At 69.7% G+C, this 23,478-nt stretch carries 23 protein-coding genes, 5 tRNA genes and 1 pseudogene; 12 read left to right on the top strand and 17 right to left on the bottom strand.

Translation table 11 applies throughout. The features are described from left to right. Together ACWV17_RS09195 and ACWV17_RS09190 are read right to left on the bottom strand one after the other, a co-directional pair. Complete coding sequence (locus tag ACWV17_RS09195; RefSeq protein ID WP_455355588.1) at positions 1-1,011, bottom strand: NAD(P)H-dependent glycerol-3-phosphate dehydrogenase; 1,011 nt, start codon at positions 1,009-1,011, stop codon at positions 1-3. Then, complete coding sequence (locus ACWV17_RS09190; RefSeq protein WP_455355587.1) at positions 1,008-1,763, bottom strand: lysophospholipid acyltransferase family protein; 756 nt, start codon at positions 1,761-1,763, stop codon at positions 1,008-1,010. Before ACWV17_RS09190 ends, ACWV17_RS09195 begins: the two co-directional genes overlap by 4 nt. Positions 1,764-1,908: 145 nt before the next feature. On the opposite strand from ACWV17_RS09190, the gene cofC reads away from it, so the two are divergent. Together cofC and ACWV17_RS09180 are read left to right on the top strand one after the other, a co-directional pair. Next, complete coding sequence (gene cofC / locus ACWV17_RS09185) at positions 1,909-2,613, top strand: 2-phospho-L-lactate guanylyltransferase (RefSeq protein ID WP_455359255.1); 705 nt, start codon at positions 1,909-1,911, stop codon at positions 2,611-2,613. A gap of 9 nt (positions 2,614-2,622) precedes the next feature. Then, a complete protein-coding gene (locus ACWV17_RS09180) occupies positions 2,623-2,826 on the top strand; it encodes a hypothetical protein (RefSeq protein ID WP_455355585.1) in 204 nt (67 codons plus the stop codon). Between the two features lie 74 nt (positions 2,827-2,900). Here ACWV17_RS09180 and ACWV17_RS09175 read toward each other — a convergent pair whose 3' ends face one another. From ACWV17_RS09175 to leuC, 4 genes are all read right to left on the bottom strand, one after another. Continuing rightward, a complete protein-coding gene (locus ACWV17_RS09175; protein WP_455355584.1) occupies positions 2,901-3,542 on the bottom strand; it encodes an HU family DNA-binding protein in 642 nt (213 codons plus the stop codon). A gap of 143 nt (positions 3,543-3,685) precedes the next feature. Further along, positions 3,686-3,913, bottom strand: coding sequence for an SCO5555 family protein (locus tag ACWV17_RS09170; RefSeq protein ID WP_455355583.1), 228 nt, complete (start codon positions 3,911-3,913; stop codon positions 3,686-3,688). Between the two features lie 116 nt (positions 3,914-4,029). Next, positions 4,030-4,623 carry a 3-isopropylmalate dehydratase small subunit gene (leuD, locus tag ACWV17_RS09165; protein ID WP_455359254.1) on the bottom strand — a complete coding sequence of 198 codons (594 nt, stop codon included), beginning with the start codon at positions 4,621-4,623 and terminating at the stop codon, positions 4,030-4,032. A gap of 2 nt (positions 4,624-4,625) precedes the next feature. Then, positions 4,626-6,059, bottom strand: coding sequence for a 3-isopropylmalate dehydratase large subunit (gene leuC / locus ACWV17_RS09160; RefSeq protein ID WP_455359253.1), 1,434 nt, complete (start codon positions 6,057-6,059; stop codon positions 4,626-4,628). Positions 6,060-6,241: 182 nt separating this feature from the next. Here leuC and ndgR point away from each other — a divergent pair, with 182 nt between their 5' ends. Next, positions 6,242-6,958, top strand: coding sequence for an IclR family transcriptional regulator NdgR (ndgR, locus tag ACWV17_RS09155; RefSeq protein WP_037837458.1), 717 nt, complete (start codon positions 6,242-6,244; stop codon positions 6,956-6,958). A gap of 63 nt (positions 6,959-7,021) precedes the next feature. On the opposite strand, the gene ACWV17_RS09150 is transcribed toward ndgR, so the two are convergent. After that, positions 7,022-7,510 (bottom strand): DUF4188 domain-containing protein, encoded by a 489-nt coding sequence (locus ACWV17_RS09150; protein ID WP_455355579.1) that lies wholly within the window; start codon positions 7,508-7,510, stop codon positions 7,022-7,024. Between the two features lie 81 nt (positions 7,511-7,591). Here ACWV17_RS09150 and ACWV17_RS09145 point away from each other — a divergent pair, with 81 nt between their 5' ends. Continuing rightward, positions 7,592-8,239, top strand: coding sequence for a MerR family transcriptional regulator (locus tag ACWV17_RS09145; RefSeq protein ID WP_455359252.1), 648 nt, complete (start codon positions 7,592-7,594; stop codon positions 8,237-8,239). Between the two features lie 43 nt (positions 8,240-8,282). Here the strand turns inward: ACWV17_RS09145 and ACWV17_RS09140 are convergent. The 7 genes from ACWV17_RS09140 to ACWV17_RS09110 all read right to left on the bottom strand — a co-directional run bounded on the left by ACWV17_RS09140 (position 8,283) and on the right by ACWV17_RS09110 (position 10,518). Next, positions 8,283-8,355 (bottom strand) — tRNA-Glu (locus ACWV17_RS09140). 31 nt (positions 8,356-8,386) lie between these two features. Continuing rightward, positions 8,387-8,458, bottom strand: a tRNA-Gln gene (locus ACWV17_RS09135). 16 nt (positions 8,459-8,474) lie between these two features. Then, a tRNA-Glu gene (locus ACWV17_RS09130) sits at positions 8,475-8,547 on the bottom strand. A 61-nt stretch (positions 8,548-8,608) separates the two neighbouring features. Further along, positions 8,609-8,681: transfer RNA gene (locus ACWV17_RS09125), tRNA-Glu, on the bottom strand. A 31-nt stretch (positions 8,682-8,712) separates the two neighbouring features. Next, positions 8,713-8,784, bottom strand: a tRNA-Gln gene (locus ACWV17_RS09120). 87 nt (positions 8,785-8,871) lie between these two features. After that, positions 8,872-9,600: an HAD family hydrolase gene (locus ACWV17_RS09115; RefSeq protein WP_455355577.1), complete on the bottom strand. Its 729-nt coding sequence runs from the start codon at positions 9,598-9,600 to the stop codon at positions 8,872-8,874. A gap of 9 nt (positions 9,601-9,609) precedes the next feature. Continuing rightward, entirely contained in the window at positions 9,610-10,518 is a 909-nt protein-coding gene (locus ACWV17_RS09110) for a LysR family transcriptional regulator (RefSeq protein ID WP_455359251.1), read from the bottom strand. A gap of 72 nt (positions 10,519-10,590) precedes the next feature. On the opposite strand from ACWV17_RS09110, the gene ACWV17_RS09105 reads away from it, so the two are divergent. Continuing rightward, on the top strand, positions 10,591-10,980 hold the full coding sequence (locus ACWV17_RS09105; RefSeq protein WP_455359250.1) for a RidA family protein: 390 nt from the start codon (positions 10,591-10,593) through the stop codon (positions 10,978-10,980). Between the two features lie 37 nt (positions 10,981-11,017). Further along, a pseudogene (locus ACWV17_RS09100) lies at positions 11,018-11,175 on the top strand (transposase); the annotation flags it as partial. 64 nt (positions 11,176-11,239) lie between these two features. Here ACWV17_RS09100 and gltX read toward each other — a convergent pair. From gltX to ACWV17_RS09085, 3 genes are all read right to left on the bottom strand, one after another. Next, on the bottom strand, positions 11,240-12,712 hold the full coding sequence (gltX, locus tag ACWV17_RS09095) for a glutamate--tRNA ligase (protein WP_455359249.1): 1,473 nt from the start codon (positions 12,710-12,712) through the stop codon (positions 11,240-11,242). Further along, positions 12,705-13,496, bottom strand: a complete 792-nt coding sequence (locus ACWV17_RS09090; RefSeq protein ID WP_455355573.1) for a fumarylacetoacetate hydrolase family protein — start codon at positions 13,494-13,496, stop codon at positions 12,705-12,707. Before ACWV17_RS09090 ends, gltX begins: the two co-directional genes overlap by 8 nt. A gap of 107 nt (positions 13,497-13,603) precedes the next feature. Beyond that, positions 13,604-13,780: a hypothetical protein gene (locus tag ACWV17_RS09085; protein ID WP_455359248.1), complete on the bottom strand. Its 177-nt coding sequence runs from the start codon at positions 13,778-13,780 to the stop codon at positions 13,604-13,606. A 570-nt stretch (positions 13,781-14,350) separates the two neighbouring features. On the opposite strand from ACWV17_RS09085, the gene ACWV17_RS09080 reads away from it, so the two are divergent. The 6 genes from ACWV17_RS09080 (at position 14,351) to ACWV17_RS09055 (ending at position 23,460) form a co-directional block, all read left to right on the top strand. Then, entirely contained in the window at positions 14,351-17,953 is a 3,603-nt protein-coding gene (locus tag ACWV17_RS09080; RefSeq protein ID WP_455359247.1) for a nitrate- and nitrite sensing domain-containing protein, read from the top strand. Between the two features lie 9 nt (positions 17,954-17,962). Further along, positions 17,963-18,376 (top strand): roadblock/LC7 domain-containing protein, encoded by a 414-nt coding sequence (locus tag ACWV17_RS09075; RefSeq protein WP_366075757.1) that lies wholly within the window; start codon positions 17,963-17,965, stop codon positions 18,374-18,376. Positions 18,377-18,510: 134 nt separating this feature from the next. Next, positions 18,511-18,915, top strand: a complete 405-nt coding sequence (locus ACWV17_RS09070) for a DUF742 domain-containing protein (protein WP_455355571.1) — start codon at positions 18,511-18,513, stop codon at positions 18,913-18,915. Beyond that, positions 18,896-19,477: a GTP-binding protein gene (locus ACWV17_RS09065; protein WP_455359246.1), complete on the top strand. Its 582-nt coding sequence runs from the start codon at positions 18,896-18,898 to the stop codon at positions 19,475-19,477. Before ACWV17_RS09070 ends, ACWV17_RS09065 begins: the two co-directional genes overlap by 20 nt. A 340-nt stretch (positions 19,478-19,817) precedes the next feature. Then, complete coding sequence (locus ACWV17_RS09060; protein ID WP_455359245.1) at positions 19,818-23,036, top strand: nitrate- and nitrite sensing domain-containing protein; 3,219 nt, start codon at positions 19,818-19,820, stop codon at positions 23,034-23,036. Between the two features lies 1 nt (position 23,037). Beyond that, complete coding sequence (locus ACWV17_RS09055; protein ID WP_319693805.1) at positions 23,038-23,460, top strand: roadblock/LC7 domain-containing protein; 423 nt, start codon at positions 23,038-23,040, stop codon at positions 23,458-23,460. Positions 23,461-23,478: the final 18 nt, after the last annotated feature.

Raw genomic sequence — 23,478 nt, 5'->3', positions numbered from 1 at the left:
TCAGCGGCGCTCGGGCTTGGCGCTGCGTGCCATCATTTCCTTCAGCGCGACGATCGGCGGCTTGCCGTTGTGGACGATGTCCACGACCGTGTCCGTGATGGGCATGTCGACACCGTGGCGGCGGGCCAGATCGGCCACCGACTCACAGGATTTGACGCCCTCCGCGGTCTGTCTGGTGACCGCGATGGTCTCCGCGAGCGTCATGCCGCGGCCCAGGTTGGTGCCGAAAGTGTGGTTGCGCGAGAGCGGCGAGGAGCAGGTGGCGACCAGGTCGCCGAGACCCGCGAGGCCCGAGAAGGTGAGCGGGTCCGCGCCCATCGCCAGTCCGAGGCGGGTCGTTTCGGCCAGGCCGCGGGTGATGAGCGAGCCCTTGGCGTTGTCGCCCAGACCCATGCCGTCCGCGATGCCGACCGCCAGCCCGATGACGTTCTTGACCGCGCCGCCGAGCTCACAGCCGACGACGTCGGTGTTGGTGTACGGGCGGAAGTACGGGGTGTGGCAGACGGCCTGGAGCCGGTTGGCCACGGCCTCGTCGCGGCAAGCGACGACGGCCGCGGCGGGCATGCGGGCGGCGATCTCCTTGGCGAGGTTGGGTCCGGTGACGACGGCGATCCGGTCGGCCGGCGCCTTGGCGACCTCCTCGATCACCTCGCTCATCCGCTTGGCGGTGCCGAGTTCGATGCCCTTCATGAGGGAGACGAGCACGGTGTCGGCGGGCAGCAGCGGCGCCCAGTCGGCGAGGTTCGCGCGCAGCGTCTGCGAGGGCACGGCGAGGACGGTGAACTCGGCGCCCCGGGCGGCCTCGGCCGCGTCGGTGGTGGCCCGCAGGGTCGGGGGCAGCTCGATGCCGGGCAGATAGTCGGGGTTCGTACGGCCCTGGTTGATGGCGTCGGCGAGCTCGGGGCGGCGGCCCCAGAGGGTCACCTCGCAGCCCGCGTCCGCCAGGACCATGCCGAACGCAGTGCCCCAGGAGCCCGTTCCGTAGACGGCTGCCTTGACCGGGTGGCTCATGGGTTCGCGCCCTCTCCCGCGGCCTTGCGCCGCTGTTCTGCCCGTGCCCTGCGATGGTCGTGCGGCTCGGCGGGTGCGGGCACCCCGCGGAGCTCCACCAGCAGATCCGTGATCGCGGCCATGATGGCCTCGGTCGCTTCCCGCAGGACGTCCGGGGTGGGTTCGAGCCCGTAGAACCGGTCCAGGTCGACCGGCGGGCCGGCGAGCACCTGGAGCGTCTTGCGCGGGAAGAGCCGCAGCTTGTTCTCCCTGGCGTACGGCGGCATCGCCAGGTTGGCGCCCCACTGCGCGACCGGGATGACGGGTGCCTTGGTCATCAGCGCGACGCGTGCCGCACCGGTCTTGCCCGCCATCGGCCACATGTCGGGGTCGCGGGTGAGGGTGCCCTCGGGATAGAAGGCGACGCACTCACCGCGCTCGATGGCGTCCACGGCGGCGCGGAACGCGTCCAGGGCGTTGGTGGTCTCCCGGTACACGGGGATCTGGCCGGTGCCGTGCAGGATCCTGCCGACGAACGGCGCGTCGAAGAGCGCCGCCTTGGCCAGCAGCCGGGGAACGCGTCCGCTGTTGTACTGGAAGTGCCCGTAGGAGAGCGGGTCCAGATATGAGTTGTGATTGACCGCGGTGATGAATCCGCCGTCGGCCGGAATGTGTTCCATTCCCCGCCAGTCCCGCTTGAACAGAACCACCAGAGGTGGTTTGGCGATGACCGCCGCCAGGCGGTACCAGAAGCCGATTCTGCGGCGGGACACGCGGACACCTTCCTCTATGACCTGGTGGCGTCTTGAAGCACCCGGTCGGCCGGACAAGTGTCGCCCCAGGTCCGTGGTCTGTCGAGAACACGGTACGCCCCGGTGTACGGCCCCCGGCCCCCGGTTGCCATGACAGCAGGCGACAATGGGGCCGAGACACAGGGCCCGTGCCCACCCGTGCCCGAGGGAGGGACACGTCACGAACACCGGCTGGAGTCTGGTCGTACCACTGAAGCCCCTCGTCCTGGCCAAGAGCAGACTCGCCCCGGCCACGGGTGACGGCCTGCGGCCGGGGCTCGCCCTCGCCTTCGCGCAGGACACCGTGGCCGCGGCCCTGGCGTGCCCCGCGGTACGGGATGTGGTGGTCGTCACGGACGATGCCCTGGCGGCCGCGGAACTGGCCGCGCTGGGCGCCCGTACAGAGCCGGACGCACCGGCGGCCGGGCTCAACGCCGCACTGGCGCACGGGGCGCGTTCGGTGCGGGCGGCGCGGGCCGGTGCCCCGGTCGCCGCGCTGAACGCCGATCTGCCGGCGCTGCGGCCCGCCGAATTGCGACGGGTGCTCGATGCGGCCGCGGTATTTCCCCGTGCATTTCTGGCGGATGCGGCGGGAATCGGAACAACTCTGCTTTCCGCGGCACCGCACGTGGAATTGTCACCGTCGTTCGGCGGCCCGTCCCGGGCGCGGCATTCGGCCTCGGGAGCGGCGGAAATCCTGCTCGCCGACGTGGATTCCGTACGGCAGGACGTCGATACGCCGGCCGATCTGCGGGCGGCTGTGGCCCTGGGTGTGGGACCCCGTACGTCGGCCCGTTCGGCCGAGTTCATGGCGGGCCCGGGCCTGGCCTAGGCTTCGGGCATGCAGGCGACCGCGTACACGTACGATCCCGAGACCCGCAGCGGCAGTGTGCTGCTCGACGACGGCACCCCGGTGCCGTTCGACGCCCCGGCCTTCGACGCCGGCGGTCTGCGGCTGCTGCGGCCCGGCCAGCGGGTACGGATCGAGACGGACGGCGAGGGCGAGTCGCGCCGGATCACGCTGGTGACGCTGCAGACCTTCTGAGCCACGCAAAAACACCGCGGGCCGGGCTCCCTGAGGGGAGTCCGGCCCGGCGCGTGGGTAACCTCTGTCGGCTTTTACCTGGCAGTGGTCTTCTTGGCGGTGGTCTTGCGCGCCGTCGTCTTCTTGGCGGGCGCCTTCTTCGCGGTGGCCTTCTTGGCCGGCGCGGTCTTCTTGGCGGTGGCCTTCTTGGCGGCCGTCTTCGCCGGGGCCGCCTTCTTGGCCGCCGCGGTCTTCGTGGCCGCGGTCGTCTTCTTGGCGGTGGTCTTCTTGGCCGCGGTCTTCGCCGCGGTCGTCTTCTTCGCGGTGGTCTTCTTCGCCGTCGCCTTCTTCGCCGCGGCCTTCTTGGCCGCGGCCTTGGCGGTCGTACGCGTGGGAGCTCCTCCCGAAAGGCTGCCCTTGGGGGCCTTCTTGACGGAGACCTCGCCGCCCCTGGGCAGCTTCTTCGAGCCGCTCACCAGGTCCTTGAAACCCTGTCCCGCGCGGAATCGGGGGACGGAGGTCTTCTTGACCCGCACGCGCTCACCCGTCTGCGGGTTGCGCGCGTAGCGGGCCGGACGGTCGACCTTCTCGAACGAACCGAAGCCGGTGACCGAAACCCGGTCGCCACCGACCACGGCGCGGACGATCGCGTCGAGTACCGCGTCGACAGCGTCTGCGGCCTGCTGACGGCCGCCGACCTTGTCGGCAATCGCTTCTACGAGCTGCGCCTTGTTCACGTCTTCCCCTTCGGAGACATTGCCAGAACGAATGTGTTCAAGCTTTTTCGCACGTTAGGCAGATATATACCGCAAATCAAACACGAAACGGGCTAATCACCCTAGTGCCGCAACGAAGTAGGCCGTTGCGGAGTTACTTCGCATCAGTCGTCTTCGGGGAATCGACCCTCGTCGAGGTCCTTCATCAACCTGTCCAGACGCCTTGCCGCATCCGCGAGATCGTGCTTGGCCACGGCCGTCACGACCAGCAGCTTCCGGCTCAGCGCCACCCTTACGCCCTCCGGGACTTGCAGTCCGCGCACTCTTGCGTGTGCTTCTTTCAACCGGTCCGCGACGATCTCGTAGAGCTCGAGTTGACTGTCGCGTTCCATACACAGATTGTGCCATCTGGGGCGAGTTGTCGCCCCACAGGGCCTCAACGACAACTGCGCCCCCTGCCGTGGAGGCAGGGGGCGCAGTGGTGCGGCGGCGGATGGATACGTGCTGCTCAGGCCTGAATCGTGCGCGGCTTGAAGGCCGGCCGGGAGGCCTCGTACGCCGCGATGTCCGCTTCGTTCTGAAGGGTGAGGGAGATGTCGTCCAGCCCCTCCAGCAGCCGCCACCGGGCGTTCTCGTCGAGCTCGAACTCGGCGGTGATGGAGTCGGCTCGGACCTCGCGGGCCACCAGGTCCACGGTGATCTCGGCCGTCGGGTCCGCCTCGGTCAGCTGCCACAGCCGCTCGACGGTCTCCTGCGGCAGAACCACGGTCAGCAGGCCGTTCTTCAGCGAGTTGCCGCGGAAGATGTCGGCGAAGCGCGAGGAGATGACGGTCTTGAAGCCGTAGTTCTGCAGGGCCCAGACCGCGTGCTCACGCGAGGAGCCGGTGCCGAAGTCGGGGCCAGCGACCAGGACCGTGGCGCCCTTGCGCTCGGGGCGGTTGAGGACGAAGTCGTCGCTCTTGCGCCAGGCCTCGAAGAGCCCGTCCTCGAAACCGTCGCGGGTGACCTTCTTCAGCCAGTGGGCCGGGATGATCTGGTCGGTGTCGACATTGCTGCGGCGCAGCGGGACGGCCCGCCCGGTGTGCGTGGTGAAAGCTTCCATGGTTATCGCGCTCCAGCAGGCGTACGGGCGTCGGCGTCGGACAGGTCGGCGGGCGAGGCCAGATGGCCCAGCACCGCGGTGGCGGCGGCGACCTGCGGCGAGACCAGGTGGGTACGGCCGCCCTTGCCCTGCCTGCCCTCGAAGTTGCGGTTGGAGGTGGACGCGGAACGCTCTCCGGGAGCCAGTTGGTCGGGGTTCATGCCCAGGCACATGGAGCAGCCCGCGTGCCGCCATTCGGCGCCGGCCTCGGTGAAGACCTTGTTCAGGCCCTCCTCGACGGCCTGCAGGGCGACCCGTACCGAACCGGGAACGACCAACATCCGTACGCCTCTCGCGACCTTGCGGCCGTCCAGGATGGCGGCGGCGGCGCGCAGGTCCTCGATCCGGCCGTTGGTGCACGAGCCTACGAAGACGGTGTCCACGTTGATGTCGCGCAGCGCCTGCCCGGCGGTCAACCCCATGTACTCCAGGGCCTTTTCGGCCGCCAGCCGCTCCGAAGCGTCCTCGTAGGAGGCCGGGTCGGGGACGTTGGCCGACAGCGGCGCGCCCTGGCCGGGGTTGGTACCCCAGGTGACGAACGGTGACAGTTCGGAGGCGTTGATGAAGACCTCGGCGTCGAAGACGGCGTCGTCGTCGGTGCGCAGCGTCTGCCAGTACGCGACGGCGTCGTCCCAGTCCGCGCCCTGCGGGGCGTGGTCGCGGCCCTGCAGGTAGTCAAAGGTGGTCCGGTCCGGGGCGATCATGCCCGCCCGGGCGCCGGCCTCGATCGACATGTTGCAGATGGTCATCCGGGCTTCCATCGACAGCTTCTCGATGGCCGAGCCGCGGTACTCCAGGATGTAGCCCTGGCCGCCGCCGGTACCGATCTTCGCGATGATCGCCAGGATCAAGTCCTTGGCGGTGACGCCGTCGGGCAGCTCGCCCTCGACCGTGATCGCCATGGTCTTCGGGCGGGCCAGCGGCAGCGTCTGGGTGGCCAGGACGTGCTCGACCTGGCTGGTGCCGATACCGAACGCCAGGGCGCCGAAGGCGCCGTGCGTGGAGGTGTGGCTGTCGCCGCAGACCACGGTGGTGCCGGGCTGGGTCAGGCCCAGCTGCGGTCCCACCACGTGGACGACGCCCTGCTCGACATCGCCCAGCGGGTGCAGCCGTACGCCGAACTCGGCGCAGTTCTTGCGCAGCGTCTCCAGCTGGGCGCGGGAGACCGGGTCCGCGATCGGCTTGTCGATGTCGAGGGTGGGGGTGTTGTGGTCCTCGGTGGCGATGGTGAGGTCGAGGCGCCGCACGGGACGGGCGTTCTGCCGCAGGCCGTCGAAGGCCTGGGGGCTGGTCACCTCGTGCAGCAGGTGCAGATCGATGAAGAGGAGGTCGGGCTCGCCTTCGGCGCGCCGGACGACATGGTCGTCCCAGACCTTCTCCGCGAGTGTCCTACCCATCGCTTTCCCTCCGGCCGGCATCTTGTGCCGGCGCAACTAGAGATGTGGTGCGCCGGCGCCCGTACCCCACAAGCCGGACGTCGGCCGCGAACCCGTTGGTCTGCGGGCCCGCCACTCCAGACTGACGGGTTCCGGAGAAAATTGAACTTGCGTTTCACACTGTGAGACGTGAATATCGTTGCATGGACAACTCTAGCGGCGTCGGCGTTCTCGACAAGGCAGCTCTGGTATTGAGCGCTCTGGAGTCCGGTCCGGCCACCCTCGCCGGGCTGGTCGCGGCGACAGGGCTCGCACGACCCACGGCACATCGCCTTGCCGTGGCACTGGAACACCACCGGATGGTGGCGAGGGACATGCAGGGCCGGTTCATCCTCGGCCCGCGGCTGGCGGAGCTCGCCGCGGCGGCGGGCGAGGACCGGCTGCTGGCCACGGCAGGACCGGTACTCACGCATCTGCGGGACGTCACGGGCGAGAGCGCGCAGCTCTATCGCCGGCAGGGCGACATGCGGATCTGTGTGGCGGCGGCGGAACGGCTGTCCGGACTCCGGGACACGGTCCCGGTCGGCTCCACGCTGCCCATGAAGGCCGGTTCGGCGGCCCAGATCCTGATGGCCTGGGAGGAGCCCGAGCGGCTGCACCGCGGCCTGCAGGGGGCGCGCTTCACGGCGACGGCCCTGTCGGGCGTACGGCGCCGGGGCTGGGCCCAGTCGATCGGTGAGCGCGAGCCGGGCGTGGCCTCGGTCTCCGCGCCCGTACGCGGCCCCTCGAACCGCGTGGTGGCCGCAGTGTCGGTCTCGGGGCCGATCGAGCGGCTGACCCGCCACCCGGGCCGGATGCACGCCCAGGCGGTCATCGACGCTGCCGCACGCCTCTCGGAGGCACTGCGCCGCTCGGGCTGACCCCGCCGCGCCCCGGCCGCCGCTTCGACGCCGCAGCGGCCGGCCGGGGATGCCGGACAGGCCCTAACCCCTGGCGGCGAGCCGGTCGGCCGCGCGGTCGCCGCGCCTGCCCACCGGCACCACGGCCGTGGCCTTGCCGAGGCCGAACTCCGGCATGTTGACGTAGACGCTCTCGTACGCCCCGGCCGGGACGACGTACGTCTCGTGCCAGAACCCCACCGCGTTCCCGCCGCCGCGCATCCGGCGGTTGAAGGCCGCCCAGGCCGGGCGGTGCTCCTTGTCCGGAGCCGAGGCGTACGCCAGCAGCTTGTCCTTGGAGTCCCAGTACTGGACGACGTACAGCAGCCGCGGCCCGCCCAGCAGGAGCTGGAAGCCGGTCAGCCCGCTGCCCTTTTCGCCCGACAGTTCCCGGAGCATCCGCGGCATGGCCGTGAGCACCGGCCACCAGCTGCGCGGTGAGCGGAACCTGTTGATGCGCATCCCGATGAGGAAGACAGTCACCTCGCCCTCGGCGTCCGCGGTCATCCGTCCTTGAATCGGCTTGTTGCTCATGGCGGTCCCCCTGACCTCATTATTGGATAGCGCCGCTATCCATGATTGGATAGTGGCACTCTCCAAGAAGGGACGCAAGTGATGCGACTGGCGGAGCTGAGTGAACGCAGCGGGGTCTCCACCGCCACGATCAAGTACTACCTGCGCGAGCGGCTGCTCCGGCCGGGCCACCGCGTCAGCACCACGCAGGCGGAGTACGACGAGGGGCATCTGCGCCGGCTGCGGCTGGTCCGGGCGCTGATCCAGGTGGGCGGGATGCCGGTGGCCACGGCACGCGAGGTGATCGCGGCCGTCGAGGACGACTCCCTCGACCACCACATGCGGCTCGGAGCGGCCGTCTGGGCGCTGCCGCACGCCCCGGAGCCGGCCGGGACGGACGCCGTGGACGATGCGGCGCGACGGACGGCCGACGTCCTGCTGGAGCGGATCGGCTGGACGTACGGCCGCGAAGTGGGCGACCGCTCGCCCGCGTACCGGATGCTGGCCGACGCGATCGCCGGGCTCTCCAGAGCCGGGCACCCGTGCGATCCGGAGCAGCTGCTGCCGTACGCCCGCGCGGCGGCCCAACTCGCGGTCACGGACCTGGACATGGTCGAGGCGTACGAGACGCCGGAGGAGCAGGTGGAGGCGGCGGTGGCGCTGACCGTGCTGTACGAGCCGGTACTGCTCAGCCTGCGCCGGCTGGCGGAGGCCGAGGAGTCCAACAACCGGTTCGGTGACGGCGGTTGAAAGCGAGAAGGCCCTCCGCGATGCGGAGGGCCTTCTCGGTGTGTACCCCCGACCGGATTCGAACCGGCGCTACCGCCTTGAGAGGGCGGCGTGCTAGGCCGCTACACAACGGGGGCCTGCTTGGTGCACTCGAACGGATCGACTGCGCTGGGCTACCAGGACTCGAACCTAGACTAAATGAACCAGAATCACTCGTGCTGCCAATTACACCATAGCCCATGGTGGTTTAGACCAGTACCCCCGACCGGATTCGAACCGGCGCTACCGCCTTGAGAGGGCGGCGTGCTAGGCCGCTACACAACGGGGGCCCTAGCGATCCTGCATCGTGGTCAATGGGTGCGACCCTGGTGATCACGCGGGAAGGATCTGTACCCCCGACCGGATTCGAACCGGCGCTACTGCCTTGAGAGGGCAGCGTGCTAGGCCGCTACACAACGGGGGCGTGTACAGAAAATGTCCTGCGATGTTCTGCGCTGGGCTACCAGGACTCGAACCTAGACTAACTGAACCAGAATCAGTCGTGCTGCCAATTACACCATAGCCCACCAAAACTCAACCCCCTGAGGGGGTTTTGTTTGGTTTGCGCCTTCCGGCCAGGCCTCTCGGCCCGCTCGGGCGGCGCAGGAAGAACATTACCCGATGGGAGACGGCGCTCCAAAACGAGTAGAACCGCGCAGGAGCGCGGGAAGCTGCTCCAGGCCCGTGATCCGGTGCACCCCGGCGGGAACCTCGTCCGAGGTGCGGAAACGGTCCAGCCAGACGCCGGTCAGACCCGCGTCACGGGCCCCGCAGGCGTCGATGTCGATCTTGTCGCCGACGTAGGCGATGTCACAGGGCGGCAGGTCCAGCGCCCGGCAGGCGGCGAGAAAGGCCCCGGCGGCCGGCTTGCCGACCCCGAGGTCCTCGGCACAGAGCAGCACCTCGAAGCGGTCACGCAGCCCCAGGGTGCGCAGCTTGTGGTCCTGGTTCGCGGTGCTGGAGTTCGACAGCACGCCGTGCCGGTAGCCGGGCGTGAGCGTGTCGAGCACGGGCAGCACGTCGGGGAAGACCTTCCAGGCGGCCCGGTAGTGGGTGACGTAACGGTCGAACCAGGCGTCGGCCTCGTCGTCGCCGAGGGCCGCCAGGCCGAGGAAGTCCCGCACCCGGTCGCGCCGCTGCTCCTGAAACCCGACCCCGCCGGCGGCGAAGCGCGCCCAGTGCACCGCAGTGAGCTCCCGCCAGACGGCGAGGGCCTGGTCGACGGACTCGAATCCGTCGGCCAGGCCCTCGGCCATGAGATGGCGCTGCATACCGGTTGTGTCGGCGGTGGTGTAGTCGAAGAGCGTGTCATCGATGTCCCAGAGGACCGCGCGGATCGGCATACCCCCAGCCTAGGGTCTGTCCGGAAGATCTTGGTTGAGAGCCGCCAGGAGGCGTGGGACCAGGGGATTTGAGTCGTTCTTGCGCCAGGCGACGGCGACTCGTGTGCGAGCGGTGTTGGGCTCGATCTTGCGGAAGGCAACGCCTTTGAGGCGGATGCGGCGGATGCTCTCCGGGGCCAGTGACACGCCCAGGCCGGTTTCCACCAGGGCGCAGACGGTCTGCCATTCCACGGCGTGCTGAGCCACCTGGGGCGTGAAGCCTGCCGCGATGCACAGGCTGGTGATCTGGTCGTGTAGCTGTGGGCCGACGGTGCGGGGAAGGAGCAAGAAGGGGGAGTCCGCCAGCTGCTCGACGCGGACGGTTCGTTGGGCCGCGAGAGGGTGTGCGGACGGCAGTACTGCCACGAAGGGCTCGGTCAGAACGGTCTCGAAGCCGAGCTCCGCATCGTCGGTAGGTGGCTCGCGCAGCAGGCCGCTGTCGATGGTCCTGTCGTGCAGGGCGGCCAGTTGCGGCGCGGTGGTCATTTCCTGGATGTCCAGCTCCACGGCGGGAAACCGTTCCCGGAAGGTTCGCAGCAGGCCGGGTAGGACGGTCAGGGCGAGGGAGGCAGCGAAGCCGATCCGCAGGCGGCCGGTCTTGCCGCTGCCGACTTCTCGGGCTGCGGCCAGGCCGTCCGCGAGGCCGGTGAGGGCATGCCGGGCGGCGGGGAGGAGTTCCCGGCCTGCGGGGGTGAGGGTGATGCGCCCTGGTTCGCGACTGAACAGCGCGTGGCCGACCTTGTCCTCCAGGCGGCGGATCTGCTGACTCAGTGGCGGCTGGGCGATGCCCAGGCGTGTGGCGGCGTGGCCGAAGTGGAGTTCCTCGGCGAGCACGACGAAGGTGTGCAGCTGCCGGAGGGGAAGTTCAGGGCGCTCCATACGCTTAGAGATATCACCCCATGCCTGAAGCTGTATTAGACGTATCAGTGCTGGTCACTTAGCGTTCGGCGCATGACAGAGCGACGTTCAATCCTCAGCGGCTCGACGTTCGAGGAGCAGATCGGCTATGCCCGCGCCGTGGTCGACGGCGACTGGGTCCATGTGTCCGGGACGACCGGGTTCGACTACGCCACCATGACGATCTCCGAGGACGTGGTGGAGCAGGCCGAGCAGTGCCTGCGCAACATCGAGGCTGCGCTGGCCGAGGCCAAGTGCACCTTCGCCGATGTGGTGCGGGTGCGTTATCTGCTGCCCGACCGGGCCGACTTCGAGCCTTGCTGGCCGGTACTGCGTCGCGCCTTCGGTCAGGTCCGACCGGCCGCCACGATGCTCATGTGCGGCCTCGCCGATCCCCGCATGAAGATCGAGATCGAGGTGTACGCACGGCGGGCCACCACGTAACCGCCCGCGCAATCGGATCTGGGGGAACGGGGGCGTCGTGCCCGAGGGCGGGCGGGGCGATCTGACACTTGCCGAGTGGTCGCGGCTGAAACCACTGCTGCCCGGCGGCGGACGGCCGGGCGGTGACGCGATCATCGCACAGTGATCAACGGCATCCTCTTCCGCCTACGCACAGGCGCCCCATGGCGCGCCCTGGCCGTATCCCCCCTGAGGGGCGGAAGCCTGCCGCCTTCCGCCCCTCAGGACGTACCGGAAACGCCTACGCGGTCAGCTTCTCCAGGGCCGCGTCGATGCGGGACAGGGTGCGGTCGCGGCCCAGGACCTCCAGGGACTCGAAGAGCGGCAGGCCCACCGTGCGGCCGGTGACCGCGACGCGGACCGGGGCCTGGGCCTTGCCGAGCTTCAGGCCGTGCTCCTCGCCGGCCGCGAGGACCGCGTTCTTCAGGGCCTCGGCGTTCCAGTCCGCGTCCGCCAGCTTCGCGCGGGCCGTCGTGAGGAGGGGCGCGGGCTCGCCCTTCATCGCCTTGGCCCAGGAGGCCTCGTCCTCGGCCGGCTGGTCGAGGAAGAGGAAGTCCACGTTGGCCGTGATGTCGGAGAGGACCGTCAGGCGGGTCTGCGCGTGCGGGGCGATTTCCTCGAAGGCCGCCCGGTCGAAGGCCTCCGGCCGCCACGGCGCGTGCGGGGCCTTCAGCCACGGGCCGCAGGCCTCGATGAAGTCCTTGACGTCCAGCTCACGCAGGTGCGTCGCGTTGATGTGCTCGCACTTCTTGAGGTCGAAGCGCGCGGGGTTCGCGTTGACGCCGGTGATGTCGAAGGCGGCGACCATCTCCTCCATGGAGAAGATGTCGCGGTCCTCGGAGAGGGACCAGCCCAGCAGCGACAGGTAGTTGAGCAGGCCCTCGGGGAGGAAGCCGCGCTCCCGGTAGAGGTTCAGCGACGACTCCGGGTCGCGCTTGGACAGCTTCTTGTTGCCCTCGCCCATGACGTACGGCAGGTGGCCGAACCGGGGCACGCTCTTGGCGATGTCCAGCTCCATCAGCGCCTGGTAGAGCGCGATCTGCCGGGGGGTGGAGGACAGCAGGTCCTCGCCGCGCAGTACGTGCGTGATCTCCATCAGCGCGTCGTCGACCGGGTTGACGAGCGTGTACAGCGGGGCGCCGTTGGCGCGGACGATGCCGAAGTCCGGCACGTTGTCCTGGGTGAAGGTGAGCTCACCGCGGACCAGGTCGGTGAAGGTGATCGCCCCGTCGGGCATCCGGAACCGGACGATGGCCGGGCGGCCCTCGGCCTTGTACCGCGCGATGCGCTCGGCGCTGAGGTTGCGGCACGTGCCGTCGTACCCGGAGGGCTTGCCGGCGGCGCGGGCGGCGTCGCGGCGGGCCTCGAGCTCGACGGCGGTGCAGAAGCACTCGTACGCGTGGCCGGAGTCCTGGAGCTTCTTCGCGATGTCCGCGTAGATGTCCATGCGCTGCGACTGGCGGTACGGGGCGTGCGGGCCGCCGACCTCGGGGCCCTCGTCCCAGTCGAGGCCGAGCCAGCGCAGCGAGTCGAGCAGCTGGGTGTACGACTCCTCGGAGTCGCGCGCCGCGTCGGTGTCCTCGATACGGAAGACCAGGGTGCCGCCGTGGTGGCGGGCGAACGCCCAGTTGAACAGGGCGGTACGGACCAGGCCCACATGGGGGTTGCCGGTCGGTGAGGGACAGAAACGTACGCGGACGGGAGCGTTAGCCACGCTTGATCACCTTGTTGGTGAGAGTGCCGATGCCTTCGATGGTGACGGCGACCTCGTCGCCGACGTTGAGCGGGCCCACCCCTGCCGGGGTGCCCGTGAGGACGACGTCGCCGGGGAGCAGCGTCATGGCCTCGGTGATGTGGACGATCAGGTCCTCGACGGAGCGGACCATCTCGCTGGTGCGGCCGAGCTGGCGCTGTTCGCCGTTGACCGTGCACTGGATGGCGAGGTCGCCCGGGTCGAGGTCGGTCTCCACCCAGGGGCCGAGCGGGCAGGCGCTGTCGAAGCCCTTGGCCCTGGCCCACTGCTTCTCGCGCTTCTGGACGTCCCGCGCGGTGACGTCGTTGGCGCAGGTGTAGCCGAGGATGACGTCCTTGACGCGCTCGCGCGGCACCTCGCGGCACATGCGGCCGATGACGACGGCCAGCTCGGCCTCGTGCTGGAGGTCCGCGGTGAACGACGGGTACGCGATGGGGTCGCCGGGGCCGACCACCGAGGTGGACGGCTTGAAGAAGGCGACCGGGACATCGGGGACCTCGTTGCCGAGTTCGGCCGCGTGCTCGGCGTAGTTGCGGCCGATGGCCACCACCTTGCTGGGCAGCACCGGCGGCAGCAGCCGGACCCGCTCCTGGGACTGGGAGGCCAGCGGGACCTTCGTACCGGAGAGCTCGAAGTCCGCGAACGGGATGCCCTTGATGATGTTCAGGACGAGATCATCAGGGCCTTGGCCCTCGACCGCGCCGAAGGCCACATTGCCGTCGATGGAGAACCTGGCGATGCGCACGGGATGCTGTCGCCCCTCACTTGCTTGCTGACTGGAGACTGACACTCCAGGCTAGCGCGGGGGCGGTCACCGACCGTGCGCCATGCGTGCCGGGTCGGGCCGCCGGGTCAGGCGGTGGGCGCGTCCATCAGGATGGTGCGGCGGGGGTTCGCGGTCACGGCGGGGAGGTCGACGGCGTGCTCCGGCTGCTCGACCGCGGCCTGCAGCTCGGCGGCGTCCTCGAGGTGCGCCAGCGTCGTGCGCCGGGGGTTGGCTATGTTGCGGAACATCGTCGTCGTCTTCATGTGCCGTTCGAACCCTGTCAGTTGCGGGCGTCCCCGGGACGCCGGTTGTCGGATGAGCTGTCTCTGTAAAGCGTCAGGCTAAACATCCGATTCCCCGTCCACGTGGCCAACTGAGCCCGATCGGCATGTGAGTTTGCTCACGAGCGGACCGGCATTACGGGCATAACGGTCGGTCAACTCAACCCATCAAAACGGACATTGCGCCACTGAAGGCCGCATTCCGCTCCTGATCATCGCGACTGGGACACCCCACCCCCGTAAGCGATTGGTAGGCAGAAGTCCGAAATCTACGGAGTCACTGTCTACGTCTCGTAGCGCACTCATTACATGGTGTCACCCGTGTCACGGGCTGGTACTCGGACCTTGTTGGAGATCCTGCACTGTGCTGGAATTCCTCGGACCGCCGCGGGTCTCAGCCGGCGCGCAGGGGGCGCAACGCAGCGCCAGAGCGGCGGGAAGAAGGGGAGACGCGCCGGTCACCGACGACCACCATGGGGCCGTAGTGCCCCACGACTCGACACCGTCCCGCCGTGACGCGGAGGGACGCCTGGTCCAGAGGTTGCGACGCTAGTGCAGGGACGTTTCAAGAGGGATGCAAGCGCTGCGGCGGAGCAGGAGCCGCGCGGCGGGACCGACCGCGGCTCCTCCCCCCAGCACGCCCAGAACCAGGGGCCCGCGCCCGTCAGGGACGGCAGCGCGGGACCGCGCCCGGGTACCCAGGGCGGTGAACCGCCGGCCGCGCCCAAGGCGAAGGCCAGGGCGAAGACGCCGACCGGACCGGGCTCACGAATAGCCCTGCAGAACTGGCGCATCAGCACCCGCCTGGTCTCGCTGCTGGCGCTCCCGGTCATCGCGGCGACCTCGCTCGGTGGGCTCCGTATCAAGGAGTCGATGAACGACATCGACCAGCTGGAGCACATGCAGCTGCTCACCAACATGACCAAGCAGGCGACCGCGCTCGCCGCCGCGCTCCAGGAGGAGCGCGACAAGACCGCGGGCCCGCTGAGCGCGGCGCCCAACGCGCCGAACGGCACGGTCGACGGCGTCCGGGAGAAGACGGACAAGGCCGTCGTGGCCTTCAGCGGCGCGACCGCCGAGGTCAAGAACACCGAGAACGACGAGACGCTCGAAAGCATCCGCGGCAACGTCGTCCAGATCGCCCGCCAGCTCAGCGAACTCGAGACGATCCGCCAGGACGCCTACAGCGAGAGCTCCCAGCCGACGATCGCCGAGTACAGCCAGCTGATCACCTCGCTGCTCAGCCTGTCCCAGGACATGGCGCAGGCGACCAGCAACCCGGAGATGATCCAGCGCACGCGCGCCCTGGCGGCGTTCTCCTCCGCCAAGGAGTACGCGTCGATCCAGCGCGCGGTCATCGCGGCGGCGCTCCCGCGCAAGGGTGTCACCAAGCTCAAGGAGACCGACCGGCTCTACGGCCTGGACAACTTCCAGAACGAGGACCGGGCCACGCAGATCTTCGAAGTCGCCTACCAGGGCAAGGCCGATGAACTGACGGCCCCGCTGAACGACGGCAACACCGAGATCGCGGCCGCCAACAAGTACGCCAAGCGCGTCCTGAGCAATCCCGGCCAGATCGAGAAGGAGCAGTCGTACACGTCCTGGCTGGACTGGTACGACGCCGACGACAACAAGATCCAGGCCATGAAGACCATCGAGCTCACGCTGCTCGAGGACATGGAGCAGAAGGCCCGCGAGCTGCGGAACGAGTCCGAGCGCGAAGCCTTCATCAACGGTGCGCTGATCCTGCTCGTCCTCGGTGTGTCGCTCGTCGGCGCCTTCGTCGTGGCCCGCTCCATGATCCGGTCGCTGCGCCGGCTCCAGGACACCGCCACCAGCGTCGCGCAGGAACGCCTGCCCGAGCTGGTCCGGCAGCTCTCCGAGTCCGACCCGCAGGACGTCGACACCTCCGTCGAGTCCGTCGGTGTGCACTCCCGGGACGAGATCGGCCAGGTGGCCGCGGCCTTCGACGACGTGCACCGCGAGGCGGTCCGCCTCGCCGCCGAGCAGGCGCTGCTGCGAGGCAACGTCAACGCGATGTTCACCAACCTCTCGCGCCGCAGCCAGGGTCTGATCCAACGTCAGCTCTCGCTCATCTCCGAGCTGGAGTCGCGCGAGGCCGACCCGGACCAGCTGTCCTCGCTCTTCAAGCTCGACCACCTCGCGACCCGTATGCGCCGTAACGGCGAGAACCTCCTCGTCCTCGCGGGCGAGGAGCCGGGCCGCCGGTGGACCCGGCCCGTCCCGCTGGTCGACGTGCTCCGCGCCGCGGCCTCCGAGGTGGAGCAGTACGAGCGCATCGAGCTGGCGGCGGTCCCGGCGACCGAGGTCGCCGGCCGTGTCGTCAACGACCTCGTACACCTCCTCGCCGAGCTGCTCGAGAACGCGACCTCGTTCTCCTCACCGCAGACCAAGGTCAAGGTCACCGGTCACGCGCTGCCCGACGGCCGTGTGCTCATCGAGATCCACGACACGGGTATCGGCCTCTCCCCCGAGGACCTCGCCGCGATCAACGAGCGGCTCGCCTCCCCGCCCACCGTGGACGTCTCGGTCTCGCGCCGCATGGGTCTGTTCGTGGTCGGCCGGCTGTCCCTGCGACACGGCATCCGGATCCAGCTGCGCCCCTCCGACTCCGGTGGTACGACCGCTCTGGTCATGCTCCCCGTGGACGTCGCCCAGGGCGGCAAGAAGGCCCCGTCCAAGCAGGGCGGCCCGGGCGGCCAGCCGCCGCAGGGCGTCGGCGCGGCGCCCGCCGCGGGCGGACTCCTCGGTGCCGCTGCCGGCGCGGCCCCGCGTGGCCAGGTCGGTTCCGGTTCGCGGGCCGCGCTGCCGGGCCGGGACGGTACGCCGCGCCCGAACCAGGGCGCCGGACAGGGAACGGGCCAGGGCGCGAGCGCCTTCGGCGCCGGCAGCCCGATGGGCAGCCGCGGCAACGCGGGCAGCGGCAGCGCCCAGGGCCGCCCCGGCGCGGGCCGGCACCAGGGTCAGCAGCAGGGCCAGAGCCAGCACCAGGGTCAGAACCAGGGCCAGGGTCAGGGCCAGCAGCAGGGCCAGGGCGCCTTCCAGCAGCTCGGCTTCGAGCGCCCCAAGCCGGGCGGCCGGACGCCGGCCGGTGGCGACCAGCCGCAGAAGAGCCAGCCACAGCTGCCGCCGCGCAGCACCCCCCGGGCCGAACTGCCCGGCGGGAGCCCGCAGCAGGCCCAGCGCCCGGCGACCACCAGCTGGGGCGAGCAGAAGCCGGACACCCCGCGCGGCCACGACGACCGGCAGGGCCCCGGCGCCACCGCCGAGTTCGGCCGGCCGGACTACAACGCCGCACCGCCGCAGGGCGGCAGCAGCACGGGCCAGTACGAGCGCCCCGATGTGCGCGGTCCGGTGCCCCCGGTGAACGCGGGAGCCACGGGGCAGTTCGCCCGTCCGGACGCCCTCGGTCCCCAGGACCCGGCGGCCACCGCCCAGTTCGAGCGGCCCGACCTCCCGGCGCCGCGGCCGGCCGGAGCGTACGGGCAGCAGAACGACGGGCGCGGCGGCGGGAACAGCGGTCGGCAGGGCGGCCACCAGGCCGGTCCGGACCACCTGCGCCCGGCCAACGGCCACATCCCGCCCGCGGCTCCGCGCCGGCCCGCCGGCCGGCTGCCGCAGGCTCCCCAGCCGGAGGCACTGCCGCCGGCCGGTCCCGGGGACGGCCGTACACCGCTGTTCGACACGCTCGAGTCCAACTGGTTCCGCGGCCCGGAGGGCGAGCAGCCCGGCGCGCCGCAGGCACCTGCCGCACCCCAGCAGTCGCAGCAGCCTCCGGCCCAGCAGCCGGCGCCCGCTCCGCGACAGCCGGAGCGCGGCGACAACGCGAGTGGCGCCGGCTGGCGCACCTCGCCGAACGACGAACTCGTACGGCAGGCTGAGCGGGTCAGGCAGCCCGCGGCCGGCGGTGTCACCACCTCCGGTCTGCCGCGCCGGGTCCCGCGTGCGAACCTTGTAGCGGGCACGGCTCAGCAGCAGTCCGGCCAGACAGGTCCGCAGGTTTCGCGTGCGCCCGATGACGTGCGCGGCCGGCTGACCAATCTCCGTCGGGGCATCCAGCAGGGTCGGCAGGCCGGTAGCGGCCCGGCGACCGGCAGTTACCACATCGGCCCCACTCACCAGCAGGAGCGTTAGTTGAGTTCGATGAGCCAGGCGGCACAGAACCTGAACTGGTTGATCACCAACTTTGTGGACAACACCCCCGGGGTGTCCCACACGGTCGTGGTCTCCGCCGACGGACTTCTTCTGGCGATGTCCGAAGGATTTCCCCGTGACCGCGCCGATCAGCTCGCGGCGGTGGCTTCCGGCCTCACCTCACTGACGGCCGGCGCCTCCCGCATCTTCGAGGGCGGCGCGGTGGCCCAGACCGTGGTCGAGATGGAGCGCGGTTTCCTCTTCCTGATGTCCGTCTCGGACGGGTCGTCGCTGGCCGTGCTCGCCCACCCCGAGTGCGACATCGGCCTCGTCGGCTACGAGATGGCTCTCCTGGTCGACCGCGCCGGCACCGTCCTCACCCCGGACCTGCGCGCGGAACTCCAGGGGAGCCTGCTCCACTAGGCCGTCCACGGAGAACTTGCGCAGCCACACGCACACGGTTTTTGTCCGAGAAGACCACCGTCCGGCCGTTCACGTCCCCCCACCGGCCCCATCAGACGGCACGCTGACCACCTGCTGTCCCGCCCGGAGGATTCATGACCCCGCCCACCGCCTCTCACGATTCGTACGGCGCGCATCACGCGTCATACGACAGTGAAGGCGACCAGCCGCTGGTTCGTCCGTACGCGATGACCGGCGGCCGGACCCGGCCGCGCTACCAGCTCGCCATCGAGGCGCTGGTCAGCACCACGGCCGACCCGGTGCACCTCGCGGGGCTGCTCCCCGAGCACCAGCGGATATGCCATCTGTGCCGCGAAGTGAAGTCGGTGGCCGAGATCTCGGCGCTGCTGTCGATGCCGTTGGGAGTGGCCCGGATTCTGGTCGCCGACCTGGCGGAGGCCGGGATGGTGGCCATTCACCAGCCGGGCAACGGAGAGGCCGGCGGCACGCCGGATGTCACGCTGCTGGAAAGGGTGCTCAGTGGACTTCGCAAGCTCTAGCGGCGGAGCGGCCCGCTCCACCACCTCCGCGAAGATCGTGGTGGCAGGGGGCTTCGGCGTGGGCAAAACCACGTTCGTCGGCGCCGTCTCGGAGATCAACCCGCTGCGCACCGAAGCCGTCATGACCAGCGCCTCCGCCGGCATCGACGACCTCACCCACACCGGAGACAAGACCACCACCACCGTGGCCATGGACTTCGGCCGCATCACCCTCGACCAGGACCTCATCCTCTACCTCTTCGGCACCCCCGGACAGGACCGCTTCTGGTTCATGTGGGACGACCTCGTCCGCGGCGCCATCGGCGCCGTCGTCCTCGTCGACACCCGCCGCCTCGCCGACTGCTTCCCCGCCGTCGACTACTTCGAAAACAGCGGCCTCCCCTTCGTCATCGCCCTCAACGGCTTCGAGGGACACCAGCCGTACACCCCCGACGAGGTACGCGAAGCACTCCAGATCGGCCCCGACGCCCCCATCATCACCACCGACGCACGCCACCGCGCCGACGCCAAGAGCGCCCTCATCACGCTCGTCGAACACGCACTCATGGCACGCCTCAAGTGATCAGGGCAATACGGAAGTTGCCGTAGCCGCCAGGGGGGCGGACTGTGTCGTTTGACACTATCCGCCCCTCCGTTCATAACGTTTCGACAGAGAATTCATGGCCCTCGGCCACCCCGCGCGGTCGACTGGTACCGCTGCGCTCACATCTGCCCCGCCTTTTGCCGGGGCTCGTTCTTTATGACCGTTTTATCTAGGGCGTATGCCAGGCGGAATGGCCGATTCCCACTGTTTGGAACGCGGCGGTTGCACGTGCTGAAATCGGCGAACTCCCTAGTAGGTAGTACGGCCCAGAAGATAGACGGCACAGCGTAGGTGCCGACGCCGAGAGGTTGTTGGTCGAGTGAGGCGAAGCAACACGAGCTCCGCACAGCAGCAGGCGCGGGGTAACTTCACCCCCCCGCCGCGCACGGCGGCGTCGCCTGTGGACGAGCCTGTCGCGCCGTCCGCGGGCAGTGGCAGCACCAGCCGGTTCTCCCCGCGTAACTGGCGTGTGCCGACCCGGCTGAACGCGATCCTCCTCATACCCGTCCTCGTCGGACTGGTCATGGGCGGCTTCCAGGTCAAGGGCGCCATCGACACCTGGAACGAGGCCAAGGACGCGGAGAAGATCGCACTCATCGTGCGCTCCGCCTCCGAGTACAGCCAGGCGCTGCTGAACGAGCGTGACCTCACCGCTCCGGATCTGCTGCAGGGCAAGAAGGACAGCGACGTCGTGCGCCAGGCGTACGACGCGACCGACGCCGCCGCCGAGAAGTTCGACGAGGCGGTCAGGGACCTTCCCGACAAGGAGGGCCTCGACCGTCGGCTGAGCCTGTTCCGGGCGGAGGAGCCCAAGCTCGCGGCGCTGCGCCAGAGCGCGTACTCCGTGCAGGTCGAGACGGCCAAGAAGGACGTCGCCAACAAGCAGGGCGGCCCGGTCGCGACCGAAGAGGGCTATGTGCTGGTCCAGCACTACCTCATGCAGTTCACCAACGAGCTCGGTCTCGGCACCGGCAACATCACCAGCTACGGCCGCATGGTCTACGCCGTCGAGCTCGCCAAGGCCGCCCTGTCGCTGGAGCGGTCCATCGGTACGCACCTGCTGATCCGGCCGAGCGAGAAGGAATCCGTCCGGGCCGGCCAGAACATCGCCTTCTCCTCGTACGACTACCTCGAGGAAATCGCCATCGGCGAGTACGTCGCCGCCGGCACCGAAGAGGACACCGACAAGCTGAAGTCGGTCATGAAGGCCAAGGCCGAGGCCGGCGCCAAGAAGCTGGCCGCCGCCGCGGCACAGGCCCAGGCCGCCGGACAGGACTTCAAGGTTCCGCAGCCCGCGGCCAACGGCTCGGTCTTCGACGGGCTCGTGGAGCAGATCGCCACCGGCGACAGCCCAGAGGACCTCGCCAAGCGCGGTGTCACGCCCGAGATCTGGATGGCCGCCGCCACCGCCAAGTTCGACGGCTACACCGAGATCGAGAAGGAACTCGTCGACAAGGCGGTCGTGGAAGCCGGCCAGATCTCCGACGACGCCAAGAACGACGCCATCGTCAACGGCGCCATCGTGGTGATCGCGCTCCTGACCGCCTTCATCCTGGCCGGGATGATGGCCCGCCAGATGAGCCGTTCCATGCGCCAGCTGCGCACCGCCGCCTTCGGTATCGCCGAGCAGCGGCTGCCGATGCTGGTCGACCAGCTCTCGCGTACCGAGCCCGGCCGGGTCGACACCCGGGTCCAGCCCATCCCGATCGACTCCCAGGACGAGATCGGCGAGGTCGCCCGCGCCTTCGACCAGGTGCACCGCGAGGCCGTCCGGCTCGCCGCCGAGCAGGCGCTGCTGCGAGGGAACGTCAACGCGATCTTCACCAACCTCTCGCGCCGCAACCAGTCCCTCATCGAGGGCCAGCTGACGCTGATCACCGACCTCGAGAACAACGAGGCCGACCCGGACCAGCTGGAGAACCTCTTCCGCCTGGACCACCTGGCGACCCGTATGCGCCGCAACGGCGAGAACCTCCTCGTCCTCGCCGGCGAGGAGCCGGGCCGCCGCTGGAACCAGCCGGTCCCGCTCGTCGACGTGCTCCGCGCCGCCTCCTCCGAGGTGGAGTCGTACGAGCGCATCGAGCTCAGCGGTGTCCCGGAGACGGAGATCCACGGCCAGGCCGTGACCGACCTCGTCCACCTGCTGGCCGAGCTGCTGGAGAACGCCACCACGTTCTCCTCGCCGCAGACCAAGGTGCGCGTCACCGCGACCCGGCTGCCCGACGGCCGCGTGATGATCGAGATCCACGACAAGGGAATCGGCCTCACCGCCGAGGACTTCGCGGACATCAACCACAAGCTGGCCAACCCGCCGACCGTGGACGCCGCGATCTCGCAGCGCATGGGCCTGTTCGTGGTCGGCCGGCTGGCCGACCGGCACGGTGTACGGGTCCAGCTCCGCCCGTCGGGCGAGCAGGCCGGCACCACGTCGCTCGTCATGCTTCCCGACGCCATCACCCACGGTGGCGGTGGCGAGGCGTTGCCGGAGGACGACTTCCAGGTCTCCCAGATCATCCCGGAGCAGCAGGCGTACGCGGCCGCCCCGGTGCAGTCCGCCCCGATGCGCACCGCCGCGGAGCTCGGCTTCGACGACTCGCGCTACGACGTCCCCGAGGACGCGCGCGACCTCGACCCGGTCAACCGCTCGCTGATGCGCGAGGAGCGTCGTGCGGCACTGGAGACCCAGTCCGGCGACGATCGCTCGGCGTTCGGCGAGGAGAGCGGGCAGCCGGTCTACGACGACCAGCAGCAGTACGGCCAGGACGACCGGTACGACCAGCAGTACAGCCAGGACGACCAGTACGGCCAGGGTGACCGCTACGACCAGGGTGAGCAGTACGGCCAGAACGGCTACCCGGCCCAGAACGGCTACCCGGAACCGGCCTATACGGAAGCCGGATACCCGGAGCCGGAGGCTCCTGCCCAGCAGTACGACGGCTCGTACGACTCCCAGGCCCACCAGGGTGAGTGGACGGACCGGACGGCCTACCCGGCCGCCTACGAGCCCACGTACGGAACGCAATCGGAATCTGCGCCGGGCGCTCCCGCGAACGCCCCGGAGCGCGTAGGCTTCGACCGTCCGGGTCCCTCTCCCAGCAACGGTCACGAGCTGACCAACGCCGGCCTCCCGCGCCGCGGCAGTCAGCAGCAGTGGCAGCAGCCCGCGCAGCCCGAGACGGACCAGCAGCTCTTCACCCCGCAGCCGAAGCAGCAGTCCCAGCCGCCTCAGCCGCAGGTGAACGGGAGCGGCAACGGCGACGGCGACGACTGGCGCTCCCGGAACGACGAGCGCTGGCAGCGGGCCGAGAAGCTCCGGGAGCCGAAGGCCGGCGGGGTCACCCCGTCCGGTCTCCCCCGGCGGGTGCCCAAGGCCAACCTGGTCGAGGGTACGGCGGAACAGACCCCGCAGGGCGGCCCACAGGTCTCCCGCGCCCCCGAGGACGTACGGGGCAGGTTGAGCAACCTGCGGCGTGGTGTCCAGCAGGGACGCAACGCGGGATCAGAGCAGACCAGTAACAGCTATGACCAGGAGCGTTAGTGTGAGCCCGATGAGCCAGGCGGCGCAGAACCTGAACTGGTTGATCACCAACTTCGTGGACAACACCCCCGGGGTGTCCCACACCGTGGTGGTCTCCGCCGACGGACTCCTTCTGGCGATGTCCGAAGGGTTTCCCCGCGACCGCGCCGATCAGCTGGCGGCCGTGGCCTCCGGCCTGACCTCGCTGACGGCCGGTGCCTCCCGGATCTTCGAGGGCGGCGCCGTCAACCAGACCGTGGTGGAGATGGAGCGGGGCTTCCTCTTCATCATGTCGGTGTCCGACGGTTCGTCGCTGGCCGTGCTCGCCCACCCCGAGTGCGACATCGGCCTGGTCGGCTACGAGATGGCCCTTCTGGTCGACCGCGCGGGCTCGGTGCTCACCCCCGACCTGCGTGCCGAACTGCAAGGAAGTCTTCTCAACTAGCAGACAGGCAGTGCGTTT

Source organism: Streptomyces mabaensis (assembly GCF_053763515.1).
This window is presented reverse-complemented; position numbering and strand designations above follow the sequence as displayed.

Bases quoted from the DNA above. Each gene is read 5' to 3' on its own strand.
- ACWV17_RS09075 (WP_366075757.1), top strand. From the start codon at position 17,963: ATGAGCCAGGCGGCACAGAACCTGAACTGGTTGATCACCAACTTTGTG.
- ACWV17_RS09110 (WP_455359251.1), bottom strand. From the start codon at position 10,518: ATGGAGCGCCCTGAACTTCCCCTCCGGCAGCTGCACACCTTCGTCGTG.
- ACWV17_RS09195 (WP_455355588.1), bottom strand. From the start codon at position 1,011: ATGAGCCACCCGGTCAAGGCAGCCGTCTACGGAACGGGCTCCTGGGGC.
- ACWV17_RS09170 (WP_455355583.1), bottom strand. From the start codon at position 3,913: ATGGAACGCGACAGTCAACTCGAGCTCTACGAGATCGTCGCGGACCGG.
- leuC (WP_455359253.1), bottom strand. From the start codon at position 6,059: ATGGGTAGGACACTCGCGGAGAAGGTCTGGGACGACCATGTCGTCCGG.
- ACWV17_RS09150 (WP_455355579.1), bottom strand. From the start codon at position 7,510: ATGAGCAACAAGCCGATTCAAGGACGGATGACCGCGGACGCCGAGGGC.
- leuD (WP_455359254.1), bottom strand. From the start codon at position 4,623: ATGGAAGCTTTCACCACGCACACCGGGCGGGCCGTCCCGCTGCGCCGC.
- ACWV17_RS09115 (WP_455355577.1), bottom strand. From the start codon at position 9,600: ATGCCGATCCGCGCGGTCCTCTGGGACATCGATGACACGCTCTTCGAC.
- ACWV17_RS09070 (WP_455355571.1), top strand. From the start codon at position 18,511: ATGACCCCGCCCACCGCCTCTCACGATTCGTACGGCGCGCATCACGCG.
- ACWV17_RS09145 (WP_455359252.1), top strand. From the start codon at position 7,592: ATGCGACTGGCGGAGCTGAGTGAACGCAGCGGGGTCTCCACCGCCACG.
- cofC (WP_455359255.1), top strand. From the start codon at position 1,909: ATGGGGCCGAGACACAGGGCCCGTGCCCACCCGTGCCCGAGGGAGGGA.
- ACWV17_RS09105 (WP_455359250.1), top strand. From the start codon at position 10,591: ATGACAGAGCGACGTTCAATCCTCAGCGGCTCGACGTTCGAGGAGCAG.
- ndgR (WP_037837458.1), top strand. From the start codon at position 6,242: ATGGACAACTCTAGCGGCGTCGGCGTTCTCGACAAGGCAGCTCTGGTA.
- ACWV17_RS09180 (WP_455355585.1), top strand. From the start codon at position 2,623: ATGCAGGCGACCGCGTACACGTACGATCCCGAGACCCGCAGCGGCAGT.
- ACWV17_RS09085 (WP_455359248.1), bottom strand. From the start codon at position 13,780: ATGAAGACGACGACGATGTTCCGCAACATAGCCAACCCCCGGCGCACG.